Source organism: Phenylobacterium sp. (genome assembly GCF_016793285.1).
In the GTDB taxonomy this organism is placed as follows: Bacteria; Pseudomonadota; Alphaproteobacteria; order Caulobacterales; family Caulobacteraceae; genus Phenylobacterium.
The window spans coordinates 1-18,310 of the sequence record NZ_JAEUMO010000102.1; the positions used below are offsets into that span (position 1 = coordinate 1).

Annotated in this window: 25 protein-coding genes; 10 read left to right on the forward strand and 15 right to left on the reverse strand. The window is 72.1% G+C overall.

What is annotated here, in order from left to right; genetic code table 11:
• On the forward strand, positions 1–484 hold a 484-nt coding region (locus JNL41_RS10355; RefSeq protein WP_293474632.1), incomplete at its 5' end, for a cell wall hydrolase.
• Positions 485–567: 83 nt separating this feature from the next.
• Positions 568–1,149: a DUF1003 domain-containing protein gene (locus tag JNL41_RS10360; RefSeq protein ID WP_293474633.1), complete on the forward strand. Its 582-nt coding sequence runs from the start codon at positions 568–570 to the stop codon at positions 1,147–1,149.
• 3 nt (positions 1,150–1,152) lie between these two features.
• On the opposite strand, the gene JNL41_RS10365 is transcribed toward JNL41_RS10360, so the two are convergent.
• From JNL41_RS10365 to JNL41_RS10375, 3 genes are read right to left on the reverse strand one after another with little or no spacing between them, the layout of a single operon-like run.
• Positions 1,153–1,584 (reverse strand): nuclear transport factor 2 family protein, encoded by a 432-nt coding sequence (locus tag JNL41_RS10365; protein ID WP_293474634.1) that lies wholly within the window; start codon positions 1,582–1,584, stop codon positions 1,153–1,155.
• A gap of 15 nt (positions 1,585–1,599) precedes the next feature.
• A complete protein-coding gene (locus JNL41_RS10370; protein ID WP_293474636.1) occupies positions 1,600–2,361 on the reverse strand; it encodes an N-acyl homoserine lactonase family protein in 762 nt (253 codons plus the stop codon).
• A complete protein-coding gene (locus JNL41_RS10375) occupies positions 2,358–2,972 on the reverse strand; it encodes a TetR/AcrR family transcriptional regulator (RefSeq protein ID WP_293474638.1) in 615 nt (204 codons plus the stop codon). The genes JNL41_RS10370 and JNL41_RS10375 overlap by 4 nt, the downstream gene beginning before the upstream one ends.
• Before the next feature lie 114 nt (positions 2,973–3,086).
• Here JNL41_RS10375 and JNL41_RS10380 point away from each other — a divergent pair, with 114 nt between their 5' ends.
• Together JNL41_RS10380 and JNL41_RS10385 are read left to right on the forward strand one after the other, a co-directional pair.
• Complete coding sequence (locus JNL41_RS10380; protein ID WP_293474640.1) at positions 3,087–3,848, forward strand: SDR family oxidoreductase; 762 nt, start codon at positions 3,087–3,089, stop codon at positions 3,846–3,848.
• Positions 3,845–4,393: a carboxymuconolactone decarboxylase family protein gene (locus JNL41_RS10385; RefSeq protein WP_293474642.1), complete on the forward strand. Its 549-nt coding sequence runs from the start codon at positions 3,845–3,847 to the stop codon at positions 4,391–4,393. Before JNL41_RS10380 ends, JNL41_RS10385 begins: the two co-directional genes overlap by 4 nt.
• Here JNL41_RS10385 and JNL41_RS10390 read toward each other — a convergent pair.
• The gene (locus JNL41_RS10390; protein WP_293474643.1) at positions 4,390–5,325 is read right to left on the reverse strand and encodes a GlxA family transcriptional regulator; all 936 of its coding nucleotides are present in this window, start codon (positions 5,323–5,325) and stop codon (positions 4,390–4,392) included. The two genes, JNL41_RS10385 and JNL41_RS10390, sit on opposite strands and share 4 nt — an antisense overlap.
• A gap of 83 nt (positions 5,326–5,408) precedes the next feature.
• Between JNL41_RS10390 and JNL41_RS10395 the strand changes: the two genes are divergently transcribed.
• From JNL41_RS10395 to JNL41_RS10405, 3 genes are read left to right on the forward strand one after another with little or no spacing between them, the layout of a single operon-like run.
• Positions 5,409–6,095, forward strand: a complete 687-nt coding sequence (locus JNL41_RS10395) for a DJ-1/PfpI family protein (RefSeq protein ID WP_293474645.1) — start codon at positions 5,409–5,411, stop codon at positions 6,093–6,095.
• On the forward strand, positions 6,095–7,147 hold the full coding sequence (locus JNL41_RS10400) for a DJ-1/PfpI family protein (protein ID WP_293474647.1): 1,053 nt from the start codon (positions 6,095–6,097) through the stop codon (positions 7,145–7,147). The genes JNL41_RS10395 and JNL41_RS10400 overlap by 1 nt, the downstream gene beginning before the upstream one ends.
• Positions 7,148–7,175: 28 nt before the next feature.
• Positions 7,176–7,718, forward strand: a complete 543-nt coding sequence (locus tag JNL41_RS10405) for an AAA family ATPase (RefSeq protein WP_293474649.1) — start codon at positions 7,176–7,178, stop codon at positions 7,716–7,718.
• 1 nt (position 7,719) lies between these two features.
• Here the strand turns inward: JNL41_RS10405 and JNL41_RS10410 are convergent, their stop codons facing one another.
• The 8 genes from JNL41_RS10410 to JNL41_RS10445 form a co-directional block, all read right to left on the reverse strand.
• Positions 7,720–7,965, reverse strand: coding sequence for a hypothetical protein (locus JNL41_RS10410; RefSeq protein ID WP_293474651.1), 246 nt, complete (start codon positions 7,963–7,965; stop codon positions 7,720–7,722).
• A 1-nt stretch (position 7,966) separates the two neighbouring features.
• Positions 7,967–8,143 (reverse strand): hypothetical protein, encoded by a 177-nt coding sequence (locus tag JNL41_RS10415; protein ID WP_293474653.1) that lies wholly within the window; start codon positions 8,141–8,143, stop codon positions 7,967–7,969.
• 46 nt (positions 8,144–8,189) lie between these two features.
• Positions 8,190–9,056: a carboxylating nicotinate-nucleotide diphosphorylase gene (gene nadC / locus JNL41_RS10420; RefSeq protein WP_293474655.1), complete on the reverse strand. Its 867-nt coding sequence runs from the start codon at positions 9,054–9,056 to the stop codon at positions 8,190–8,192.
• A complete protein-coding gene (locus JNL41_RS10425) occupies positions 9,053–9,208 on the reverse strand; it encodes a hypothetical protein (protein ID WP_293474657.1) in 156 nt (51 codons plus the stop codon). The genes nadC and JNL41_RS10425 overlap by 4 nt, the downstream gene beginning before the upstream one ends.
• A complete protein-coding gene (locus JNL41_RS10430) occupies positions 9,193–10,704 on the reverse strand; it encodes an L-aspartate oxidase (RefSeq protein WP_293474658.1) in 1,512 nt (503 codons plus the stop codon). The genes JNL41_RS10425 and JNL41_RS10430 overlap by 16 nt, the downstream gene beginning before the upstream one ends.
• A complete protein-coding gene (locus JNL41_RS10435; protein WP_293474660.1) occupies positions 10,697–11,161 on the reverse strand; it encodes a hypothetical protein in 465 nt (154 codons plus the stop codon). Before JNL41_RS10435 ends, JNL41_RS10430 begins: the two co-directional genes overlap by 8 nt.
• A 1-nt stretch (position 11,162) precedes the next feature.
• On the reverse strand, positions 11,163–12,248 hold the full coding sequence (nadA, locus tag JNL41_RS10440; RefSeq protein WP_293474662.1) for a quinolinate synthase NadA: 1,086 nt from the start codon (positions 12,246–12,248) through the stop codon (positions 11,163–11,165).
• Positions 12,249–12,449: 201 nt separating this feature from the next.
• Complete coding sequence (locus tag JNL41_RS10445; RefSeq protein ID WP_293474663.1) at positions 12,450–14,432, reverse strand: ATP-binding protein; 1,983 nt, start codon at positions 14,430–14,432, stop codon at positions 12,450–12,452.
• 384 nt (positions 14,433–14,816) lie between these two features.
• On the opposite strand from JNL41_RS10445, the gene JNL41_RS10450 reads away from it, so the two are divergent.
• The gene (locus tag JNL41_RS10450; protein WP_293474665.1) at positions 14,817–15,821 is read left to right on the forward strand and encodes a cell wall hydrolase; all 1,005 of its coding nucleotides are present in this window, start codon (positions 14,817–14,819) and stop codon (positions 15,819–15,821) included.
• Here JNL41_RS10450 and JNL41_RS10455 read toward each other — a convergent pair.
• The 3 genes from JNL41_RS10455 to trxB form a co-directional block, all read right to left on the reverse strand.
• Positions 15,818–16,303 (reverse strand): N-acetyltransferase, encoded by a 486-nt coding sequence (locus tag JNL41_RS10455; protein WP_293474667.1) that lies wholly within the window; start codon positions 16,301–16,303, stop codon positions 15,818–15,820. The two genes, JNL41_RS10450 and JNL41_RS10455, sit on opposite strands and share 4 nt — an antisense overlap.
• A gap of 21 nt (positions 16,304–16,324) precedes the next feature.
• Positions 16,325–16,477: a hypothetical protein gene (locus JNL41_RS10460; protein WP_293474669.1), complete on the reverse strand. Its 153-nt coding sequence runs from the start codon at positions 16,475–16,477 to the stop codon at positions 16,325–16,327.
• Between the two features lie 85 nt (positions 16,478–16,562).
• Positions 16,563–17,564 (reverse strand): thioredoxin-disulfide reductase, encoded by a 1,002-nt coding sequence (trxB, locus tag JNL41_RS10465; protein WP_293474671.1) that lies wholly within the window; start codon positions 17,562–17,564, stop codon positions 16,563–16,565.
• A gap of 71 nt (positions 17,565–17,635) precedes the next feature.
• Here trxB and JNL41_RS10470 point away from each other — a divergent pair, with 71 nt between their 5' ends.
• Together JNL41_RS10470 and JNL41_RS10475 are read left to right on the forward strand one after the other, a co-directional pair.
• Entirely contained in the window at positions 17,636–17,839 is a 204-nt protein-coding gene (locus tag JNL41_RS10470; protein WP_293474673.1) for a hypothetical protein, read from the forward strand.
• Positions 17,840–17,873: 34 nt separating this feature from the next.
• The coding region (locus JNL41_RS10475; protein WP_293474675.1) for an N-acetylneuraminate synthase family protein at positions 17,874–18,310 on the forward strand (437 nt) is incomplete at its 3' end.

Consider the following 18,310-nt stretch of genomic DNA (forward strand, 5'->3'; position numbering starts at 1 on the left):
CTTCGCCTGCGACGGCTCGATGCGGCGCGGCCGCGAGGGCCAGGCGTGGGACCGCGCGCGCGCCGTCGCGACCCGCGCGCTCGCCGGCGCCGCCCTGGCCGACATCGGCTCGGCGACGCACTTCCATACGACGGCGGTCGCTCCGATGTGGGCTCCGCACATGCTGCGCGTGAGCCAGGTGGGGATGCACGTCTTCTACCGCTTCTCGCCGCGCCGGCTGCGGGCCGTCACGGGGCTCCCGCCGCTGCCCTCCGTGGAGCACGCCGTGCTGACGTCCGGTTCCGCCGCCGACATCCCGGAACTGCGGATCGCGCCGGCGGCCGCCGAACAGGCCATCGAGGCGTCGCTCGAGCCGGCTTCGGCGACCGACCTCAAGGCGGCGAAGGCCGACGCGAAGGGCAAGCCCGTCGCGGCGCCGGCCCCGACCCCGGCCGAAGCCGCCCTGCTGAGCCCGGTTCAGGCCGCGACGGCCGCCGCCTCCTGACGGCGTCTTGCCGCTTGCCGCCATCGCGAACCCCCTGACAGTAGTCGCGGCTACACAGCCTGCGTTCGCCAAAGGGAAGATGGATGCCGCTCGACGCCCGCCAGCAACTGGCCAAGGACCTCCTGGGTTGCGCCTACGACGGGTTGACCCCCGTGCAGCGAAGCGTGATCGACCTCATCGCCACCGAGGCGCCGACCGGCGTCGACCCGAAGCTGAGGCATGACGACCGGCGGCCGAGCGAGCGGCTGGCGGACCAGGTCGCCGCGATCGGCGGATCGTGGGCCTTCATCATCGGCTTCGGCGTGACCCTGGCCCTGTGGATGGCCTGGAACGTCCTGGCCAGGGGCTTCGATCTCGCGTTCGACCCCTACCCCTTCATCTTCCTGAACCTGATGCTGTCGATGCTGGCGGCGATCCAGGCGCCGATCATCATGATGAGCCAGAACCGCGCCGCTCAGCGCGACCGGCAGGCGGCGGAGCACGACTACATCGTCAACCTGCGGGCCGAACTCGAGATCATGCACCTGCACGACAAGGTCGACGCGCTGCGCCACCGCGAACTGCTGGGCATCATCAAACGCCAGAACGAGAGCCTGCGGATCCTGCGCGAGCAGGGGATCGGCGAAGTCGGGACGGGCGAAGTGGGGACGGGCGGGCCGGCCTGACGGTCAGCCGAGCCCGAGGGCGCGGGCGACCGAGCCCGGATCGAAGAAGGGCCGCTCGCAGACGATCCTGTCGCCGCCGGGCGGGAACTCGAAGGTGGCCGCCATGCGGACGCGGAAGCTTCTGCCCGTCGGCTCCACGACGCCCCGCGGCGTCCGCAGCGGGCCGAGATGGGTGCCGGTCAGCCAGAACTCGACCAGCACGGTGTCGCCGTCGTGCGCGATCGCGATGATCTCGTTGCCCTGGTCGGGGAACGGCGTGCGCGAGGCGGCGAAGTAGCCGCGCACCGACGCCTCGCCGTCGAACACGGCGCCGGTCGCCATCTCGTAGCGCGGGTGCTCGAAGGTGGCGATCACCGCGTCCCAGTCGTGGGTGACCTCCAGGGCCATGTGGTCGCGCACGGTCCGCAAGCGGCGCTCGGCGAGGTCGGTCGTCATCGGCGGTCCTTCGGGTCAGCCCAGGCGCACGGGGGCCTGGGGCACGGTGGTCCAGAAATCGGGGTCGTGGCCGTACATGATCGTCACGCCCCGCGACTGCATCTCGCGCAGGCGGCGGAAGACGGCCAGTGCGGCCTCCTTGTCGGCGATCACGCCGGGCAGGCGCAGCTTCTCCAGCGAGTCGCGCAGGTAGCAGGCGTCGCCACAGAGGACGAACTCGCCGCCGGTCTCAGTGCGGACGCGCAGGGACTGGTGGCCGGGCGTGTGGCCGTAGGTGGGCAGGCAGACCACAGTCCCGTCGCCGAACACGTCGTGTTCGCCCTCGACCGCGCGCACGCGCTGGCCGGTGTCCCAGTCGCTCACGAGATAGCCGCGGGTGCTCTCGACGGCGCGGGCGTGCTCCAGTTCGCGGCGCTGGATCAGGACGTCGGCGTTGGGCAACTGGGCGTTCCCGCCGCAGTGGTCGAAGTGCAGGTGCGAGTTGATGACGATGTCGATGCCGGCGGGGTCGACGCCGAAGGCCGCCAGCCGGGCCGCGATCTCCTGGCCCGGCGTGAAGTCGAAGGTGTGATAGCGGGCCAGCATCTCGCCGACGTAGGCCGCGGGATCCTCGAGCGTCTCGGCGTGCAGGCCGGTGTCGAAGAGGACGCGGCCCTTCGGATGCGTGATCAGGTAGGACGGGACCGGCACCTTGATGAGCCCGTCCTCGCCGTCGAGCATGAAGGCGCGCGGGATGGTGAGCCAGCCGCAGGTGAAGGCGTGGAGCTGGACGCTCATCGCGGCGCCACCAGCAGCAGGAAGTTGCGGACGACGCGCTCCAGGGCTTCGGCGATCGCCTCCCGGGACGACGGTTCGGCCGGCATCAGCAGGTGCTGCATCCGCACGAAGGTTAGGCCGGCCATGAAGAGGCGCGCGCACTCCTTGGGGTCCGGCGCGTGGATGCGCCCCCTGAGCGCGAAGCCGCGGAAGTAGTCGGCCGCCACGCCGACCTCGAACTCGAACAGGGTGTCGACGAAGTGCGCCCGGTGCGCGTCCAGCCGGTCACGCTCGGACGACAGCAGTTCCATGAAGCGGCGCTCGCCCGGATCGAGCCACTGGTCGAGGCAGTCGGCGGCGTACTGGCGGCAGAAGGCGCCGGGATCGTCGGCCAGGGCGCCATAGCGCGGCGACGACAGCCGGCTGGCCGAGTTGGCGGGGCCGTGCGCGTCGATCAGCGCCGTCAGGATCGCCGCCTTGCCCTCGAAGTGATTGTAGAGGCTGGGCGCGCGCATCCCGACCGCGGCCGCGATCTGGCGCATCGAGGTCGCCGCGTAGCCCTGCCGCGCGAACAGGTCGAGCGACGCCTCCAGGATGCGCTCGCGCGAACTTGATTCCAGGGCCGCTTTCATGCGATCCGACGTAACTAACGAACATTAGTTAGTCAACGGGAGAGCGGGATGCCGCAGTCGCATGTCAGGCCGCCGAGCGCGGAGTCGCGGGGCGAGGCGCCTGGGCGAGGGCGCTTGAGCGGCCGCAAGGTCCTGATCGTCGGCGGCGGCCAGCGGGTGTTCGACGCGGCGACCGATCCGATCGGCAACGGGCGCGCCATGTCGGTGCTCTGCGCCCGCGAGGGCGCTCACGTGGCGGTGGCGGACTACAACCGCGAGAGCGCGCAGCAGACGGTCGAGATGATTGCCGCGGAAGGCGGCCGCGCCTTCGCCATCGAGGCCGACATCTGCGACGAGGGCCAAGTGTCGCGCATGGTCGAGGCGGCGGTCGACGGCCTGGGCGGGCTCGACGGCCTGGTCCTGAACGTCGGCACGTTCGGCCAGACGGGCCTGCGGACCTTCGATCTCGCCGAATGGGACGCCATCCTCAACGCCAACCTGCGCGGACCCATGCTTTGCTGCCGCCACGCGCTGGACCGGATGGCCGACGACTCCTCGATCGTGTTCATCTCGTCGATCGCCGCGAAGAAGGCCGGGTCGCAACTCGTGCCCTACGACGCGTCGAAGGCGGGTCTCGCCGGGCTGGCGCGCCATGTCGCGCTGGAGGGACTGGCGCGCGGCATCCGCGTGAACACGGTGATGCCGGGGCTGGTCGACACGCCGAACGGACGGATCACGACGGCCGGGCGTCCCGAGCGCGCCAATGCCCGGGGACCGTTCGGCCGGCAGGCGACGGGCTGGGAGATCGCCTACGCCGTTCTCTTCTTCCTGTCCGAGGAGAGCGCGTTCGTCCACGCGCAGACGCTTGCGGTGGACTCAGGGGTCACCGGGCTGTGACGCCGCTGCCGTTCCCCGACGCCGAGGCGCTGCCGGAGCCGCTCAGAGCGGAACTGGCCAGGCGGCTCAACCTGAACGTCTTCCGGATGCTGATGCATACGCCGGGCGTCGCGCCGGGCTTCCTGGCGATGACCGACGCGCTCAGGTTCCACAACAGCCTACCGGCGCACCTGATGGAACTGGCGATCCTGCGGGTGGGGCGGCGCTACGCGGCGGCCTACGAGACCCACCATCACGAGCGCCTGGCGCGGGCGGCCGGCCTGTCGGAGGCGGCGATCGCGGCGACGCAGTCCGGCGACGCGGCGGGGCTCTCGCCCGACGAGGCCCTTGTGCTGTCGCTGACCGACGAGATGCTGGACGCCCACGGGCTGTCGTCGGAGAGCCGGGTCCGGGCGCTGGCGCGTTTCGACCCGAACGGGCTGGCCGACCTGGTGCTGACCGTCGGTCACTATCAACAGGTCTGCAATTTCCTGAACGTCTTCGGCGTGCCCATCGAGGCCGCCGCGAGCCCCAACCCCGGTGCGGGCGGCGCCGGGCCCAGCTAGGACCTGGCGGCGCGGCGGAGCGCCTGGGGCGGCTGGCCGAAGGCGCGGAGGAAGGCGCGGCGCATGCGTTCGGGGTCGCCGAAGCCGACCAGGCCCGCCACCTGGTCGATGGGGGCGCGGCCGGTCTCGACCTCGGTGCGCGCGGCCTCGAGGCGCAGGCGCTCGACCGCCTTGGCGGGCGTGGTCCCGGTCTCGGCGGTGAAGGCGCGGGCGAAGTTGCGGGGGCTCATGGCGGCCCGATCGGCGAGGCGCTCGACCGTCAGCGGCTCGGCGAGGTGGGCGCGCATCCAGTCCATGAGGTCGGCGAAGCGGCCGGTTCGGCCGCCGAGGTCGACGAGGGCCGAGAACTGCGACTGGCCGCCGGGCCGGCGCTGGTGGACGACGAGCTGCTGGGCCACGCGGCGCGCGACGTCGGCGCCCAGGTCGTCCTCGACCAGGGCGAGGGCGAGGTCGATGCCGGCGGTGATGCCGGCAGAGGTCCAGACGTCGCCGTCGCGCACAAAGATGCGGTCGGCGTCGAGGTTCACGTTCGGATAGCGGCGCGCGAAGTCGTCGGTGCGGCTCCAGTGGGTCGTGCAGCGCCGACCGTCCAGCAGGCCGGCTTCGGCCAGCATGTAGGCGCCCGAGCAGACGCTGGTGCGGCGCCGCGCCCTGACGGTCTTCAGCCAGGCGATGACGGCGCTCAGGTCCTCCAGCGCGCGCGTGCCGTCTCCGCCCGAGATCATGACCGTGTCGAGCGGGCCGGAGCCGAGTGGCGCGGCGGCCATGCTGACACCCGACGAGCTGGCGACATCGCCGCCGCCGGGGGCCTGGAGCGACAGGGCGTAGCTGCCCGGCCGGTAGCGCTCGGCGATCTCGAACACGGCGATGGGGCCCGCGGTGTCGAGGATCTGGAAACCCGCGAAGATGACGAGGGCGAGGCTTCGCGGCATGGCAGGAATTGTGGGAACAATGTCGTTTCAGCCAAGACCTACCGCGCCTACACCGGCGGCGTCAACGCGAAGGAAGCTCGCCGATGTCCCGCCTGCAGATCGTCTTCGCCCTCTATCCGGGCGTGACCCACCTCGACTTCACCGGCCCCCATCAGGTGCTGGTGCGCACGCCGGACGCCGACGTCGTCGTCGCCTCGGCCGGCGGCCAGGACATCGAGGCGGAAGGCCTGACGTTCACCAGGCTGGCCGACCTCGCCGCGATCGAGCGCTGCGACGTGCTCTGCATCCCGGGCGGGTTCGGCACGACCGCGGCGATGCTGGACGAGCCCTTCATGGCGCAGATCCGGCGGCTGGGGGCGGGGGCCAAGTACCTGACGTCGGTCTGCACCGGCTCGCTGATCCTGGGCGCCGCAGGTTTCCTGCAAGGCAGGCGGGCGGCCTGCCACTGGGCCGCGCGGCCGCTGCTCGCGCCGTTCGGTGCGATCGTCAGCGAGGCCCGGGTCGAACGCGACGGCAACGTCATCACCGGCGGCGGCGTGACCGCCGGCATCGACTTCGCCTTCGTGCTCCTGGAGGAACTGGCCGGTCGCGACTTCGCCGAGGCGAGCCAGCTCGGTCTGGAATACGCGCCGGCGCCGCCGTTCAACTCTGGGCGTCCCGAGCTGGCGCGGCCCGAGATCCTGGAGCAGGTGGTCGCCCGCATGTCGGCCTTCACGGACCAGCGCCTCGACGCGGCCAACACGGCCGCGGGCCGGCTGGAGCCGGCGTGATGCGCCGCCTGGTCGCGGGGGCGATGGCTGCGCTGGGCATGGCGATGTCGGCTCCCGCGACCGGCGCTGCCGCGAGGCCGCTGGTGGTGATCCTCGCCCAGGCCGAGGGCACGGAGGTCACCGACCTCTTCACGCCCTACGCCATCCTGGCGGAGAGCGGGGCCGTGGACGTCCGGGTGGTGGCCGCCTCGCGCCGGCCGGCCCGGCTGACGTCCGGGGTGGCCTGGGTGACGCCGCAGATGACCTTCGCGGAGCTCGCCAGTTCGCGGCCGGACGGGCCCGACGTGGTGATCGTGCCGGCGCTGGCGCGCGAGGACGACCCGGCGCTGCTCGCCTGGCTGCGCGCGCAGGCGAAGGGCGGGGCGCGGATCATGTCGGTGTGCAACGGCGGGCGCGTGCTGGCGGCCACCGGCCTGCTCGACGGACGGCAGGCGGCGGTCCACTGGTTCAGCGTGGCGGGCATGGCGCGGGCGCATCCGAAGGTCACCTGGCGGCGCGACGCGCGCTGGGTGGAGGACGGGCCGTTCATCTCGACGACGGGCATCAGCGCCTCGGCGCCGGCCACGCTGAACCTGCTGCGCGAACTGTCGGGCGAGGCGACCATGCAGGCGACCGCGCAGCGCCTGGGCCTGCCGCCGCCGCAGGCGCGCCACGACGGCACGGCCTACCGGCTGTCGCTGCGCCACATGACGACCGTCGCGGGCAACGTGGTCGCGACCTGGGGCCACCAGGACGTGGCCGTCCCGCTGACGCCCGGCTTCGACGAGATCGCGTTCGCGACGACGATCGACGGCTGGTCGCGCACCTTCCGCTCGAAGGCGTGGGCCACGGGGCCGGCGGTCGTCACCTCGCGCCACGGCCTGACGGTGCGTCGCGCGCGCACGCCGCCGGCCGCGTTCGACCGCCGGATCGCGCTCCCGGCCCGCGACCCCATGGTCGCCACCTTCCAGGCGATCCGCGGCGCCTACGGGGACCGCACCGCGCGGTTCGTGGCGACCCAGTTCGAGCACCCCTGGGCGGTGGGCGGCCGGGCCGCGTTCAGCGGAGGATAGTTTCGCAGATCGGCGCTATGCGACGAGGGTGGGGCGCATCGTCATCGTCGCAGGACCACCGGGGGCGGGAAAGACGACGGTCGCGGACCGGCTGTCACGGCGGACGGCCGCGCCGCTCTCGCTGCACATGCACACCGACGACTTCTACGGCTACATCCGCAACGGGTTCGTGCCGCCGTGGCTGCCGCAGTCGCGCCACCAGAACATCGTGCTGCTCAACGCCATGGCGGCGACCGCGGCGGTCTGCGCCCGGGGCGGCTACGAGGTCTACGTCGACGGCGTGGTCGGGCCCTGGTTCCTCGGTCCGTGGATCCAGGCGGCGCAGGGGCAGGATCTCGATCTGCGCTACGTGCTGCTCATGCCCGACGAGGCGACGACCGTCGCGCGGGCGACGGGCCGGACCGGTCCCATGGCGATGACGGACGCCGACGTCTCGCGCCGGATGTGGCGCGCGTTCGACGCGCACGAGCGGCCGGCCGGCTGCCGGATCGACAGCACGGGGCGCGGCGTCGCGGAGACCGTCGAGGCGGTGCTCGACGGCCTGGCCGCGGGAAGGTTCCGGCCCGCCTAGATCAGTGCCGGCCGGACTTGGCGCGCTGGAGGCTGTTCTGCTGGGTGTCCTTCTTGCCCTTCACGTCGTGGGCGTGATGGCGGTCGCGCTCCCCGCCGCCGCCGGAGACGCCGCTGAAGCGGCTGTTCGTCGGCTCGTCCGGGCCGCGTCCGGCGCGCGGCGGCTTCGGCGGCTGCGGCTTCGAGGCGTCCTGGTGGCTCGCGCCCGGACCGCCCCAGCGGTCGGTTTCTGGGTGCTTCTCGGGCATGTCAGCGGTCCTGCTGGTGACCCTGGTGGTGGGTGTTCTGGTGGATGTTGCCCGCCTGGCCCTGCTCGCGCAGGTTCGAGCGGTCCTGGTGGTCGCGGCCCTGGGCGTCGCGCAGGTTCGGCTTCTCGCCGGGAAACGCGCGCTGTTCGGGCGGGATCGGGGGCGCCTTGCCGGTCATGGGATGGTCCTCCTGATGAGGGGAGGTCAACCCGCGGGGGCGCCGGTTAGTTGCCGACCGCGTCCAGGCCGATGTCGAGGACCTTGGCGGAGTGGGTGAGGGCGCCGACGCTGATGACGTCGACGCCCGTCTCGGCGATCGCGCGGACGCTGTCGAGGGTGACGCCGCCCGAGGCCTCCAGGATGACGCGACCGGCGACCGTGCGCACGGCCTCGGCCATGTCCTCCAGCGTGAAGTTGTCGAGCATGATCACGTCCGGGTCGTGGGCGAGGGCTTCCTGTAGCTGGACGAGGCTGTCGACCTCGACCTCGACCTTCATGAGGTGCCCGGCGAAGGCCTTGGCGCGGCGGACGGCCTCGCCGACCGAGCCGCAGGCGGCGACGTGGTTGTCCTTGATCAGGATCGCGTCATCCAGGCCGAAGCGGTGGTTGACGCCGCCGCCGCAGCGCACGGCGAACTTCTCGAGCTGGCGCAGGCCCGGCGTGGTCTTGCGGGTGTCGGTGATTCGGGCGTTCGTGCCGGCCACGGCGTCGACGAAATCCTGCGTGAGCGTGGCGATGCCGCACAGGCGGCCCAGCAGGTTCAGCGCGGTGCGCTCGGCGGTGAGGATGGCCCGCGCATTGCCGCTGACCCGGGCCAGCGCCGTGCCCGCCGGGACGACATGGCCGTCGGCGGTGAGCGGATCGACGGTGACGCCGGCGTCGAGCTCGGCCAGCGTCAGGCGAACGATCGACAGGCCCGCCACCACGCCGCCCCGCCGGGCGACGAAGTCGGCCGTGAGCTTCGCGTCCGCGGGCACGCAGGCCTGGGCGGTGACGTCGCCGGCGCGGCCGAGGTCTTCGGCGAGGGCCCCGCGGATCACCGGGGCGATCAGGAGGTCGGGAAGGAGCCCGTCGAGGTCGTTGGGGGTCATGTCGTGGTCTTCTGCGCCGCTTCGAGGGTGAGGGCCGCGAGGACGCCGCGGAACGGGGTGAGCGTCGCCGCGGGGGCGACCGCGGTGTGCCGCCCAGCGCGCGGATCGCGGCTGCGCGGCAGGGCTGGCCGGCGGCTCACGCGGCCCGACATGCCGCGCTCCCGGCAGCCGTCACGAAGGTGCGCTGCGCCGCCACGGCGCCCGGGTAGTCCGAGCGGAAGTGGCCGCCGCGGCTCTCCCGGCGGGCCAGCGCTGCGGCTGCCGTGAGCCGGGCGGCGACGAGCGCGGGGGCGGGGCCGTGCTCGGCCTGGGCGGCGTCGATCCCGGCGATGAGGCGGCCCAGCCCTTCGGCCGTGCGGACCACGCCGGCGTCGCGGCTCATGGCCCGGCGCAGCGACGCCAGCGCCTCCGCCGGGAGGTCGGGTCCGGTGACGACGGCGAGCGGCCGCTCGGGCGCGGCCTGGGTCCGCGCGGCGGCGCGGCCGGCGCGTGCGCCGAAGACCGCGGCCTCCAGCAGCGAGTTGGAGGCGAGCCGGTTCGCGCCGTGGACGCCTGTCGAGGCGCACTCGCCGGCGGCGTAGAGGCCGGGGAGCGACGTGCGGCCGTCGGTGTCCGTGGCGATCCCGCCTATGTGGTAGTGGCAGGCGGGCGCGACGGGGATCAGATCGGTGCGAGGATCGACACCGCCGCCGATGCATGCGGCGAACACCGCTGGGAACTCGTCGGGGAAGTGGGCGCCCACGGCCTCGCGGGCGTCGAGGAAGGCGCCGCGGCCAGCCATGCGCTCGGCGTGGATGGCGCGGGCGACCACGTCGCGGGGGGCGAGCTCGGCGGCTTCGTGATAGCGGGCCATGAACCGCTCGCCGTTCGCATTGACCAGCACCGCGCCTTCGCCGCGCAAGGCCTCGGTGGCGAGCGGGGCGGGATCGCGCCCGATGTCGATGGCGGTCGGGTGGAACTGCACGAACTCGGGGTCGGCGATGGTCGCGCCGGCCAGGGCGGCCAGGCCGAGGCCCTCGCCCTTCAGCTCGGCGGGCGTGGTGGTGACGGCGTACAGGCCGCCGATGCCGCCGGTGGCGAGGATCACGGCGCGGGCGGCGATCTCCACGGCGCGGCCGTCGATGCGCGCGACCACGCCGCGGATGCGGCTCGAGCCGTCCTGCAGCAGGCCGACGAGCTTCGCGCCGGTGCGGACCTCGATGTGCCGGGCGGCGCGCACGGCGACGGCGACCGCCTCCATGATGGCGCGACCCGCCTGGTCGCCCTTGACCCGGGCGACGCGGGCCCGGGAGTGGGCGGCCTCGAGGCTCTGGGCGAAGCCGCCGCCGGCCTTGCGGTCGAAGGGCGCGCCGAGTTCGGCGAGGCGGCGCACGGCGGCGGGGCCTTCTTCGGCCAGGAGGCGGGCGACCTCGGGCGCGACGAGGCCGGCGCCGGCAGCGACGGTGTCGGCGGCGTGCAGTTCGGGTCCGTCGTCGGCAGAAAGCGCGGCGGCGACGCCGCCCTGGGCCCAGGCCGACGAGCAGCCACGGTTCAGCGGGGCCTCGGTCAGCAGCAGGACCTTGGCCGGCGCCGCGGCCAGGGCGGCGGAGAAGCCGGCGAGGCCCGCGCCCACCACGATCACGCCGTCATGTCGGATGCGCTCAGTCATCGGCCGCGGCCTCGTAGAAGACGTCCGTGGGGCGGGTGCGAGCCGCCAGGTCGAAGGCGCCGGAGACTTCCCAGTGGACGCCGGTCAGGCGGCGGCCGAGGCGGACCGCGCCGTGGCGGGCCGCTTCGTGCGCCAGCCCGCGATCGGACCAGGCGCCCAGGTGCGTGACCTGCACGGCCTCGCCGCCCGGCGTGTTCCACGGACCGACCGCGCCCAGGCCGGGGAACGGCCGCGCCAGGCCCACGCCGATCCGCAGGTCCATGACGCCATCGTCGTCCTCGCCTTCGCACAGCACCACGTCGCCCCAGTAGGGTCCCCAGGCGCCGGAGCGCAGGACCGCATGCACGCGTTCCAGGGCGCCGAAGACCACCTGGCCGACCTGCTCGGGCCGGACGCGCGCCGCGATCGCCGCGAGCGGCCGCGAGGTCACGGCCGCGATGACCGGGGCGTAGTCCACCTCAGATCAGCTCCACATCGACGTGGTGGCGGGCCTTGACGAGGTCGTAGCGGGCCGGCCGCGCCGGCGGCGGCAGGTCGACCATGCGCTGGACGGCGAGGCGCGCGCGCTCGGCGATCGCCGGATCGACCGTCACCTCGAACCGCTCCCGGACGAGCGACTCGTAGATGTTCTCCAGCGTGATCATCTTCATGTGCGGGCAGAGGTTGCACGGGCGCACGAACTCGGTGTCGTGGGCGTCGGCCGCCACGTTGTCGGCCATCGAGCACTCGGTGATCAGCACCACGCGCTTCGGCTTCCGCTGGATGACATAGTCGTTCATCGCCGCCGTCGAGCCGGCGAAGTCCGAGACTTCCAGCACCTCGGCGGGGCACTCGGGGTGCGCCAGGACCTCGGCGTCGGGGTAGGCCGCCTTGAGTTCCAGGATGTCGGCGGCGGTGAAGCGTTCATGCACCTCGCAGCGGCCCCGCCAGGCGATGATCCCGATGTCGGTCTGACGGGCCACGTTGCGGGCCAGGAACTCGTCGGGGATCAGGATGACGCGGTCGACGCCCCACTGGCGCGCGGCCTCCTCCACCACCTGCACCGCGTTTGCGCTGGTGCAGCAGATGTCGGTCTCGGCCTTCACGTCGGCGGTGGTGTTGACGTAGGTGACCACCGGCAGGCCGGGGTAGCGCTGCTTGATCAGGCGCACGTCGGCGCCGGTGATCGAACTGGCAAGCGAACAGCCGGCGCGCAGGTCCGGGATCAGGACGCGCTTCTCCGGGGACAGGATCTTCGAGGTCTCGGCCATGAAGTGGACGCCGGCCTGGACGATGATCTTCGCGTCGCAACGCGCCGCCTCCTTGGCCAGGCCCAGGCTGTCGCCCACGTAGTCGCCGACGCCGTGGAAGATCTCGGGCGTCATGTAGTTGTGGGCGAGGATGACGGCGTCCTTCTCTCGCTTCAGCCGGTTGATCTCGGCGATCAGCGGCGCCTGGAGACGCCACTCCATCGGCGTGACGTGACGCTTGACCTTCTCCCACGCGGGCGCGGTCTGGGCTTCTACGGCAGGGGTGAACGCGAACTGGAACCCGTCGGCGGCCATCGAACCCTCCTTATGCTCAAAGTGAGCATTAATGAGGCCTATAAGAGGGCGCCTGGCCCTGGAGAACCGGCGCCCACACCCTTTTGCTCATTTCGAGCATAACGATCATATAACCCTGACGTAGGGGTGCGCAAGGGGTGATTCTGCGAACGGGCGGGAACGTGAACTGACGGCCGGGCGAAGCGGCGGCGGCAGAGCGCCTCAGACCGTCGCCTGGGCGCCGGTCGCATCCGCGATGCAGCGGGCCAGTTGCTCGGAGCCGTATGGCTTGCGGAGCAGGGGCCATGGGGTGTCTTCGGCGGCGGAGAGGACTTCGCCTGTGTAGCCGGACGAGAGGATCACCGGCAGGCCGGGGCGGAGCGCGACGGCCATGCGGGCCAGGTCCACGCCGGACTTGTCGCCGGGCATGATGAGGTCGGTGAGGAGGAGGTCGAACGGCTCCGGGCTGCGCAGCACGACCAGGGCTGCGTCGGCGTGCTCGGTGCGGCGGACATGGTGGCCCAGGTCGCGGAGCAAGTCCTCGACCAGTTCGGCCACCTGCGCGTCGTCCTCGGCGAGGAGCACGCGCAGCGCTCGACCGCGGGCCGGCCGGGCGTCGTCGTCCCCGGCGGACGCCGCGGCCTCCGGAGCGGCGAAGCGGGGCAGGTAGAGAGTGACGCTGGCGCCCTTGCCGGGCGCACTGTCGATGGTGGCGGCCCCGCCGCTCTGGCGCGCAAAGCCGTAGACCTGCGACAGGCCGAGGCCGGTGCCGCGGCCTTGCGCCTTGGTGGTGAAGAACGGCTCGAAGACCCGCTGGGCGGTAGCATGGTCCATGCCGGCGCCGGTGTCGTGGACGCCCACGCTGAGGTAGTCGCCGGCGTCCAGCGCCTCGACCTGCCGGGCTTCCAGGGTCACCGGCAGGGTCTCGATCCGGATCATGCCGCCCGGGGGCGTGGCGTCGCGGGCGTTGACGACGAGGTTCATGATCGCCGCCTCGAACTGGCTCGGGTCCAGGTGGACGACGCAGTCGGGCGCCGCCGGCACGATCGCCAGCGTGACCGCCTCGCCCACCGCGCGGCGGAGCAGGGCCTCGGAGTCCTTGAGCAGCGCGTCCACCTGCACCGGCTCGGGCTTCAGGGCCTGCCGACGCGAGAAGGCGAGGAGCTGCTGCGTCAGCCGTTCGCCGCGGCGGGCCGCGCCCAGGGCCGCCTCGATCATCCGCTCGCGTCGCGCCTCGTCGGCCGGATGGCGTTGCATCAGGTCCAGCGCGCCGATGACGACGGTGAGCAGGTTGTTGAAGTCGTGCGCCACGCCGCCGGTGAGCTGGCCCACCGCTTCCAGCTTCTGCGCCCGTTGCAGCGCCGCCTCGGCCTCGTCTCGCCCGGCCAGCGCCTCGTCCACCCGCTCGGCGAGGAGGTCGTTGATGCGCTTCAGGTCGTCTTCCGCCTGCTTGGCGTCGGTGGCATCGAAGCCCACGCCGATGAAGCCGTCGAAGGCGCCGTCAGGGTCCCAGCGCGGCTGGCTGACCGAACGGATCCAGCGGAACTCGCCGTCGTGCCGCCGGTAGCGGGCCTCCAGGGTGAAGCGGCGGCGCGAGCCTTCGCCGGCCACCTGCTCCCGCAGGACGCGGGCCAGATCGTCGGGATGGAGAAGCTTGCGCCAGTCGACCGCCGCGGCGGTGGCGAGGTCGGCCCCCATGAAGGCGTTGTAGGCCTTGTTGGTGAACTCGCGCCGGCCGTCGGTGCGCGTGACCCACATCAGGATCGGGGCGCTGTCGGCCAGGGTGCGGAAGCGGGTCTCGGTCACCTCCAGGGTGCGTTGGGCGGCGGCCTGGGCGGCGTTGGCCTCGTCCAGCCGCAGCAGCGCCTCGCGCAGGGCGGAGGAGACGATCACCGTGAGCGCTCCGGAGATCACGAACATGATCATCACCGAAGTCAGCGGCATGGTGGTGATCATCGGGACAGAGCTGCCGACCACGGTGGAGACGATCAGCGCGCCCCAGCCCCAGCGCGGTCCGGCGTAGAGCGTCGCCAGGATCAGGGCCGGAAGCGTGGTGACCGAGACGCCGGCGGCGTTCTCCCAGCCCAGCGCCACGCCGCGTATGCCCACCGCACCGGCGAGCGCGGCCAGCGTGATCGCCAGTCCCGTCAGGAACGGCGGCGAGCGTCGCGGAATCAGGCGGAGCGGCCACAGCGCCGGCGACATGACAGAAGCACCCCTGAGAGCCGTATCGGGCCCCTGCGTGAGGATGGGATGCCTCCAGGGCGGTTGCAACTGCGTAGCATTGCCCGGAGGTCGGATGTCCGAGGTGTCGCAACTTGCACGGTTTTTGCCCCGCAGGGGTCCAAATGCCGCCCGCATGCGCCTATATGCGACGGCCTTTGGTGAAACCGGAGGGGTGATCCCCTGACGTCTGCGCGCTGGAATGGGCCTCGTCCGGGCTGGACGAAGGCGGGGGCCGCCCTGGTCCTGACGGCCCTGCTGGCCGGTCCTGCGTGCGCGCCCAGGGACGGGTTCCCGGCGCAGGAGAAGGCGCGGTTCGCCTCGCGAGAGCTTTCCGACGCCGGGCTCTACAGGCTGGCCTCGTCGATGGACCCGGCGATGCGGGCGCTGGCGCTGCGCCACGATCCCGGCTCACGGGCTCCGGACACCTGGGGCCGCGCCACCGGCTGGAACAAGCTCGACCTGGGCCACGCGCCCGACCTCGGCTTCACCGACGCGCAGGCGCAGGGCGAGACGGCAGAGGAACTGAACGCGCTCCGTCCCTTCGCCACCCTGCCGATCCGCCCGATGCGACCCTTCGTGCTGAAGGCGTCGGGCGGGGACCGCGACCGCGCCCTCCAGTGCCTGGCCGAGGCCGTCTACTATGAAGCGGCGCGAGAGCCCGAAGTGGGCCAGGAGGCGGTCGCCCAGGTGGTGCTGAACCGGCTGCGCCATCCGGCCTATCCGAAGAGCGTCTGCGGCGTGGTCTACCAGGGCTCGGCGCGGACGACCGGCTGCCAGTTCACGTTCACCTGCGACGGATCGCTTCGCTACCGGCCCATGGCGGCGCTGTGGACGCGGGCGCGGGCGGTCGCCGAGCGGGCGCTGAACGGCTACGTCGACAAGGGCGTGGGTTCGGCGACGCACTATCACGCCCAGTACGTGGCGCCGTACTGGGCCCCGACGCTGGTCAAGATGACCCAGGTGGGCCAGCACATCTTCTACCGCTGGACGGGTCCGTGGGGCGAACCGCCTGCGTTCACCGGCCGCTACGCCGGCAACGAGGCCTACCTGGCGCCGGCGGTGCTGGGCGGCGTCGACCGGCGCACCCAGGGCGAGGATCTGTTCCCGCCGCCGACCGAGGCGCAACTCTCCGAGCGCAAGATCACGCTGGCGGTGGCGGGCGAGGTGCGGACCTATTCGGTGGTCGACCCGAACGCGCCGGGCGGCGAGCGGAAACGGGTGATGGGCGTGCTCATGTCCACCCGCCGTCAGCCGACGCTGGAAGAGATCCAGCGCATCAACAAGAGCCTCGAAGCTGTCGAGCGCGATCTCGACGCCAGGGCGACCGGCGGGCAACCCACCCAGGCCGGCCCCGCTGCGACGGATTAGCCCGAGAAGGCGTCGGGGTAGGCGACGGTCAGGGGTGTGTCGAAGGCGCCTTTCTCCAGCGCGATGGCCATGAAGCCGGGGCTGCCGCTGTAGGGGCTGCGGACGTTGGCGGCGGTCTCGGCCGCGAAGCCGAACTTCGGATAGTAGTCCGGATGCCCGAGCACGATCACGCCGTGGGCGCCGAACTCGCGTGCGTGGTCGAGGGCCGACCTGACCAGCGCCTTGCCGACACCGCTGCGTTGCAGACCCGGCCGCACGGCGAGCGGGGCGAGGGCTGCGAACATCTCGGCGCGGTCTGCGTAGAGGCGGGAGAAGAGGATGTGGCCGGCGACCGCGCCGCCCTGTTCGGACACAAGCTCGAACAGCACGTCGCCGCCGTCGCGAAGGCGCTCGACGAGGCGGGCCTCGTCCGGCTGGCCGAAGGCGGCCTCGACCAGGTCGGCGATGGCGGCGTGGTCGGCGGCGCGCGCGAAGCGGATCATCCGGTGAAGCTAGCGCCGGCGTCAGTCCCTGTCCCGCCCGAACCCGCGACGCTCGCGCGGGACATCCTGGCGCTCGTTGCGCAGGGCCTCCAGCGCCAGCCGGCGCCAGCCCTCGGCGACGGACTGGTACACGTCCCTTTCGGCCGGGCTGTCGGCCTTGGCGGCAAGGCGCATCGCTGCCTCGGCATGCATCCGATAGCGGTCGCTGTCGCTCAGGTTCTCCGGGTTCCCGACGCAAGGGTCAAGCTGTGGATTTTTCTCACCAAACGCCGATCTTCTGCGCCTCCTGGTGGCTGATCGGGTGATGGGCCTTCCTGTGGTCTTCCTCAGCCAGGAAGCGCACGGCCTCCAGCGCGGCCATGCATCCCATGCCGGCGGCGGTGACCGCCTGACGGTAGACGTCGTCGGTGACGTCGCCCGCGGCGTAGACGCCCTCGACGGCCGTTGAGGCCGTGCCGGCCTTCACGTTCAGATAGCCCGAGGCGTCCATCTCCAACTGGCCCTTGAACAGCTCGGACGAGGGCGCGTGGCCGATGGCGATGAAGACACCGTCGGCGGCGACGGTCTGCGTGTCGCCGGTCTTGACGTTCTTCAGGCGGGCGCCGGTGACGCCCAGCGGATCGGTGTCGCCGAGCACCTCGTCGATGACGCTGTCCCAGATCACCTCGATCTTGGGATGGTTGAAGAGGCGCTCCTGCAGGATCCTCTCGGCCCGGAACTCGTCCTTGCGATGCACGACGGTGACCTTGGCGGCGAAGTTGGTGAGGAAGAGGGCCTCTTCCACGGCCGTGTTGCCGCCGCCCACCACGATCACGTTCTTGCCGCGGTAGAAAAACCCGTCGCAGGTGGCGCAGGCCGAGACGCCGAAGCCCTGGAACTTGCTCTCGGTCTCGAGGCCCAGCCACTTCGCCTGGGCGCCGGTGGCGATGATCAGGGTCTCGGCGAGCCAGACCTGGCCGGAGTCGGTCTCCAGGCGGAACGGACGCCGGGAGAGGTCGGCCTTGAGGACGATGTCGGTGACGATCTCGGTCCCGACGTGCTTCGCCTGGGCCTCCATCTGCTCCATCAGCCAGGGACCCTGAATGACGTCGGCGAAGCCCGGGTAGTTCTCGACGTCGGTGGTGATGGTGAGCTGGCCGCCGGGCTGGATGCCCTGGATCAGCACGGGCTTCAGCAGCGCACGGGCGGCGTAGACGGCGGCGGTGTAGCCGGCGGGACCGGAACCGATGATGAGGCAGCGCACGGAGCGAGGTTCGGACATGGCGCCAATGTAGTGACGATTCACCGCCGACGCGACGGGAACGAAGTCGCGGTTCGGCCGTAGTGAAGCTCATGGACGACGAGCTGAAGACGGCAGGCGCCGTGGCGCTGGTGGGCGCGGCGGTCGGGGCGGGGCTGGCCATCGGGGTCGGCCTCAGAGCCTTCACGGCGCTGGCGGTGGCCGGCCTGACGGCCGGCGCGGCGATCGGCGTGGCCTCGGGCCTGCAATCGCGCAGGCGGGTGGCGCAGCGGCGGCATCTCGCGGAACTTAGTTAACGCAGGCTTCAGGCGCGGGCCATATGCTGGCCGCATGCCGAACCCTCCAGAGATCGAGATCGCCGGCCGCAGGATCGGGGCAGCGCACGAGCCCTATGTGATCTGCGAGCTGTCGGGGAACCACAACGGCAGCCTGGACCGCGCGCTCGTCATGGTCGATGCGGCGGCCGACACCGGCTGCGACGCCATCAAGATCCAGACCTACACCGCCGACACCATCACGATGGACGTCGACCGGCCCGAGTTCAAAATCCACGGCGGGCTCTGGGACGGGCGCAGCCTCTACGAACTCTACGAGGAGGCGCACACGCCGTTCGAGTGGCACGCGGCCATCTTCGAGCGCGCGAAGAAGCGCGGCGTCACCATCTTCTCCAGCCCGTTCGACGAGACGGCGGTGGACCTGCTCAGCGGTCTGGATGCGCCGGCCTACAAGATCGCGTCGTTCGAGGCGGTGGACCTGCCGCTGATCCG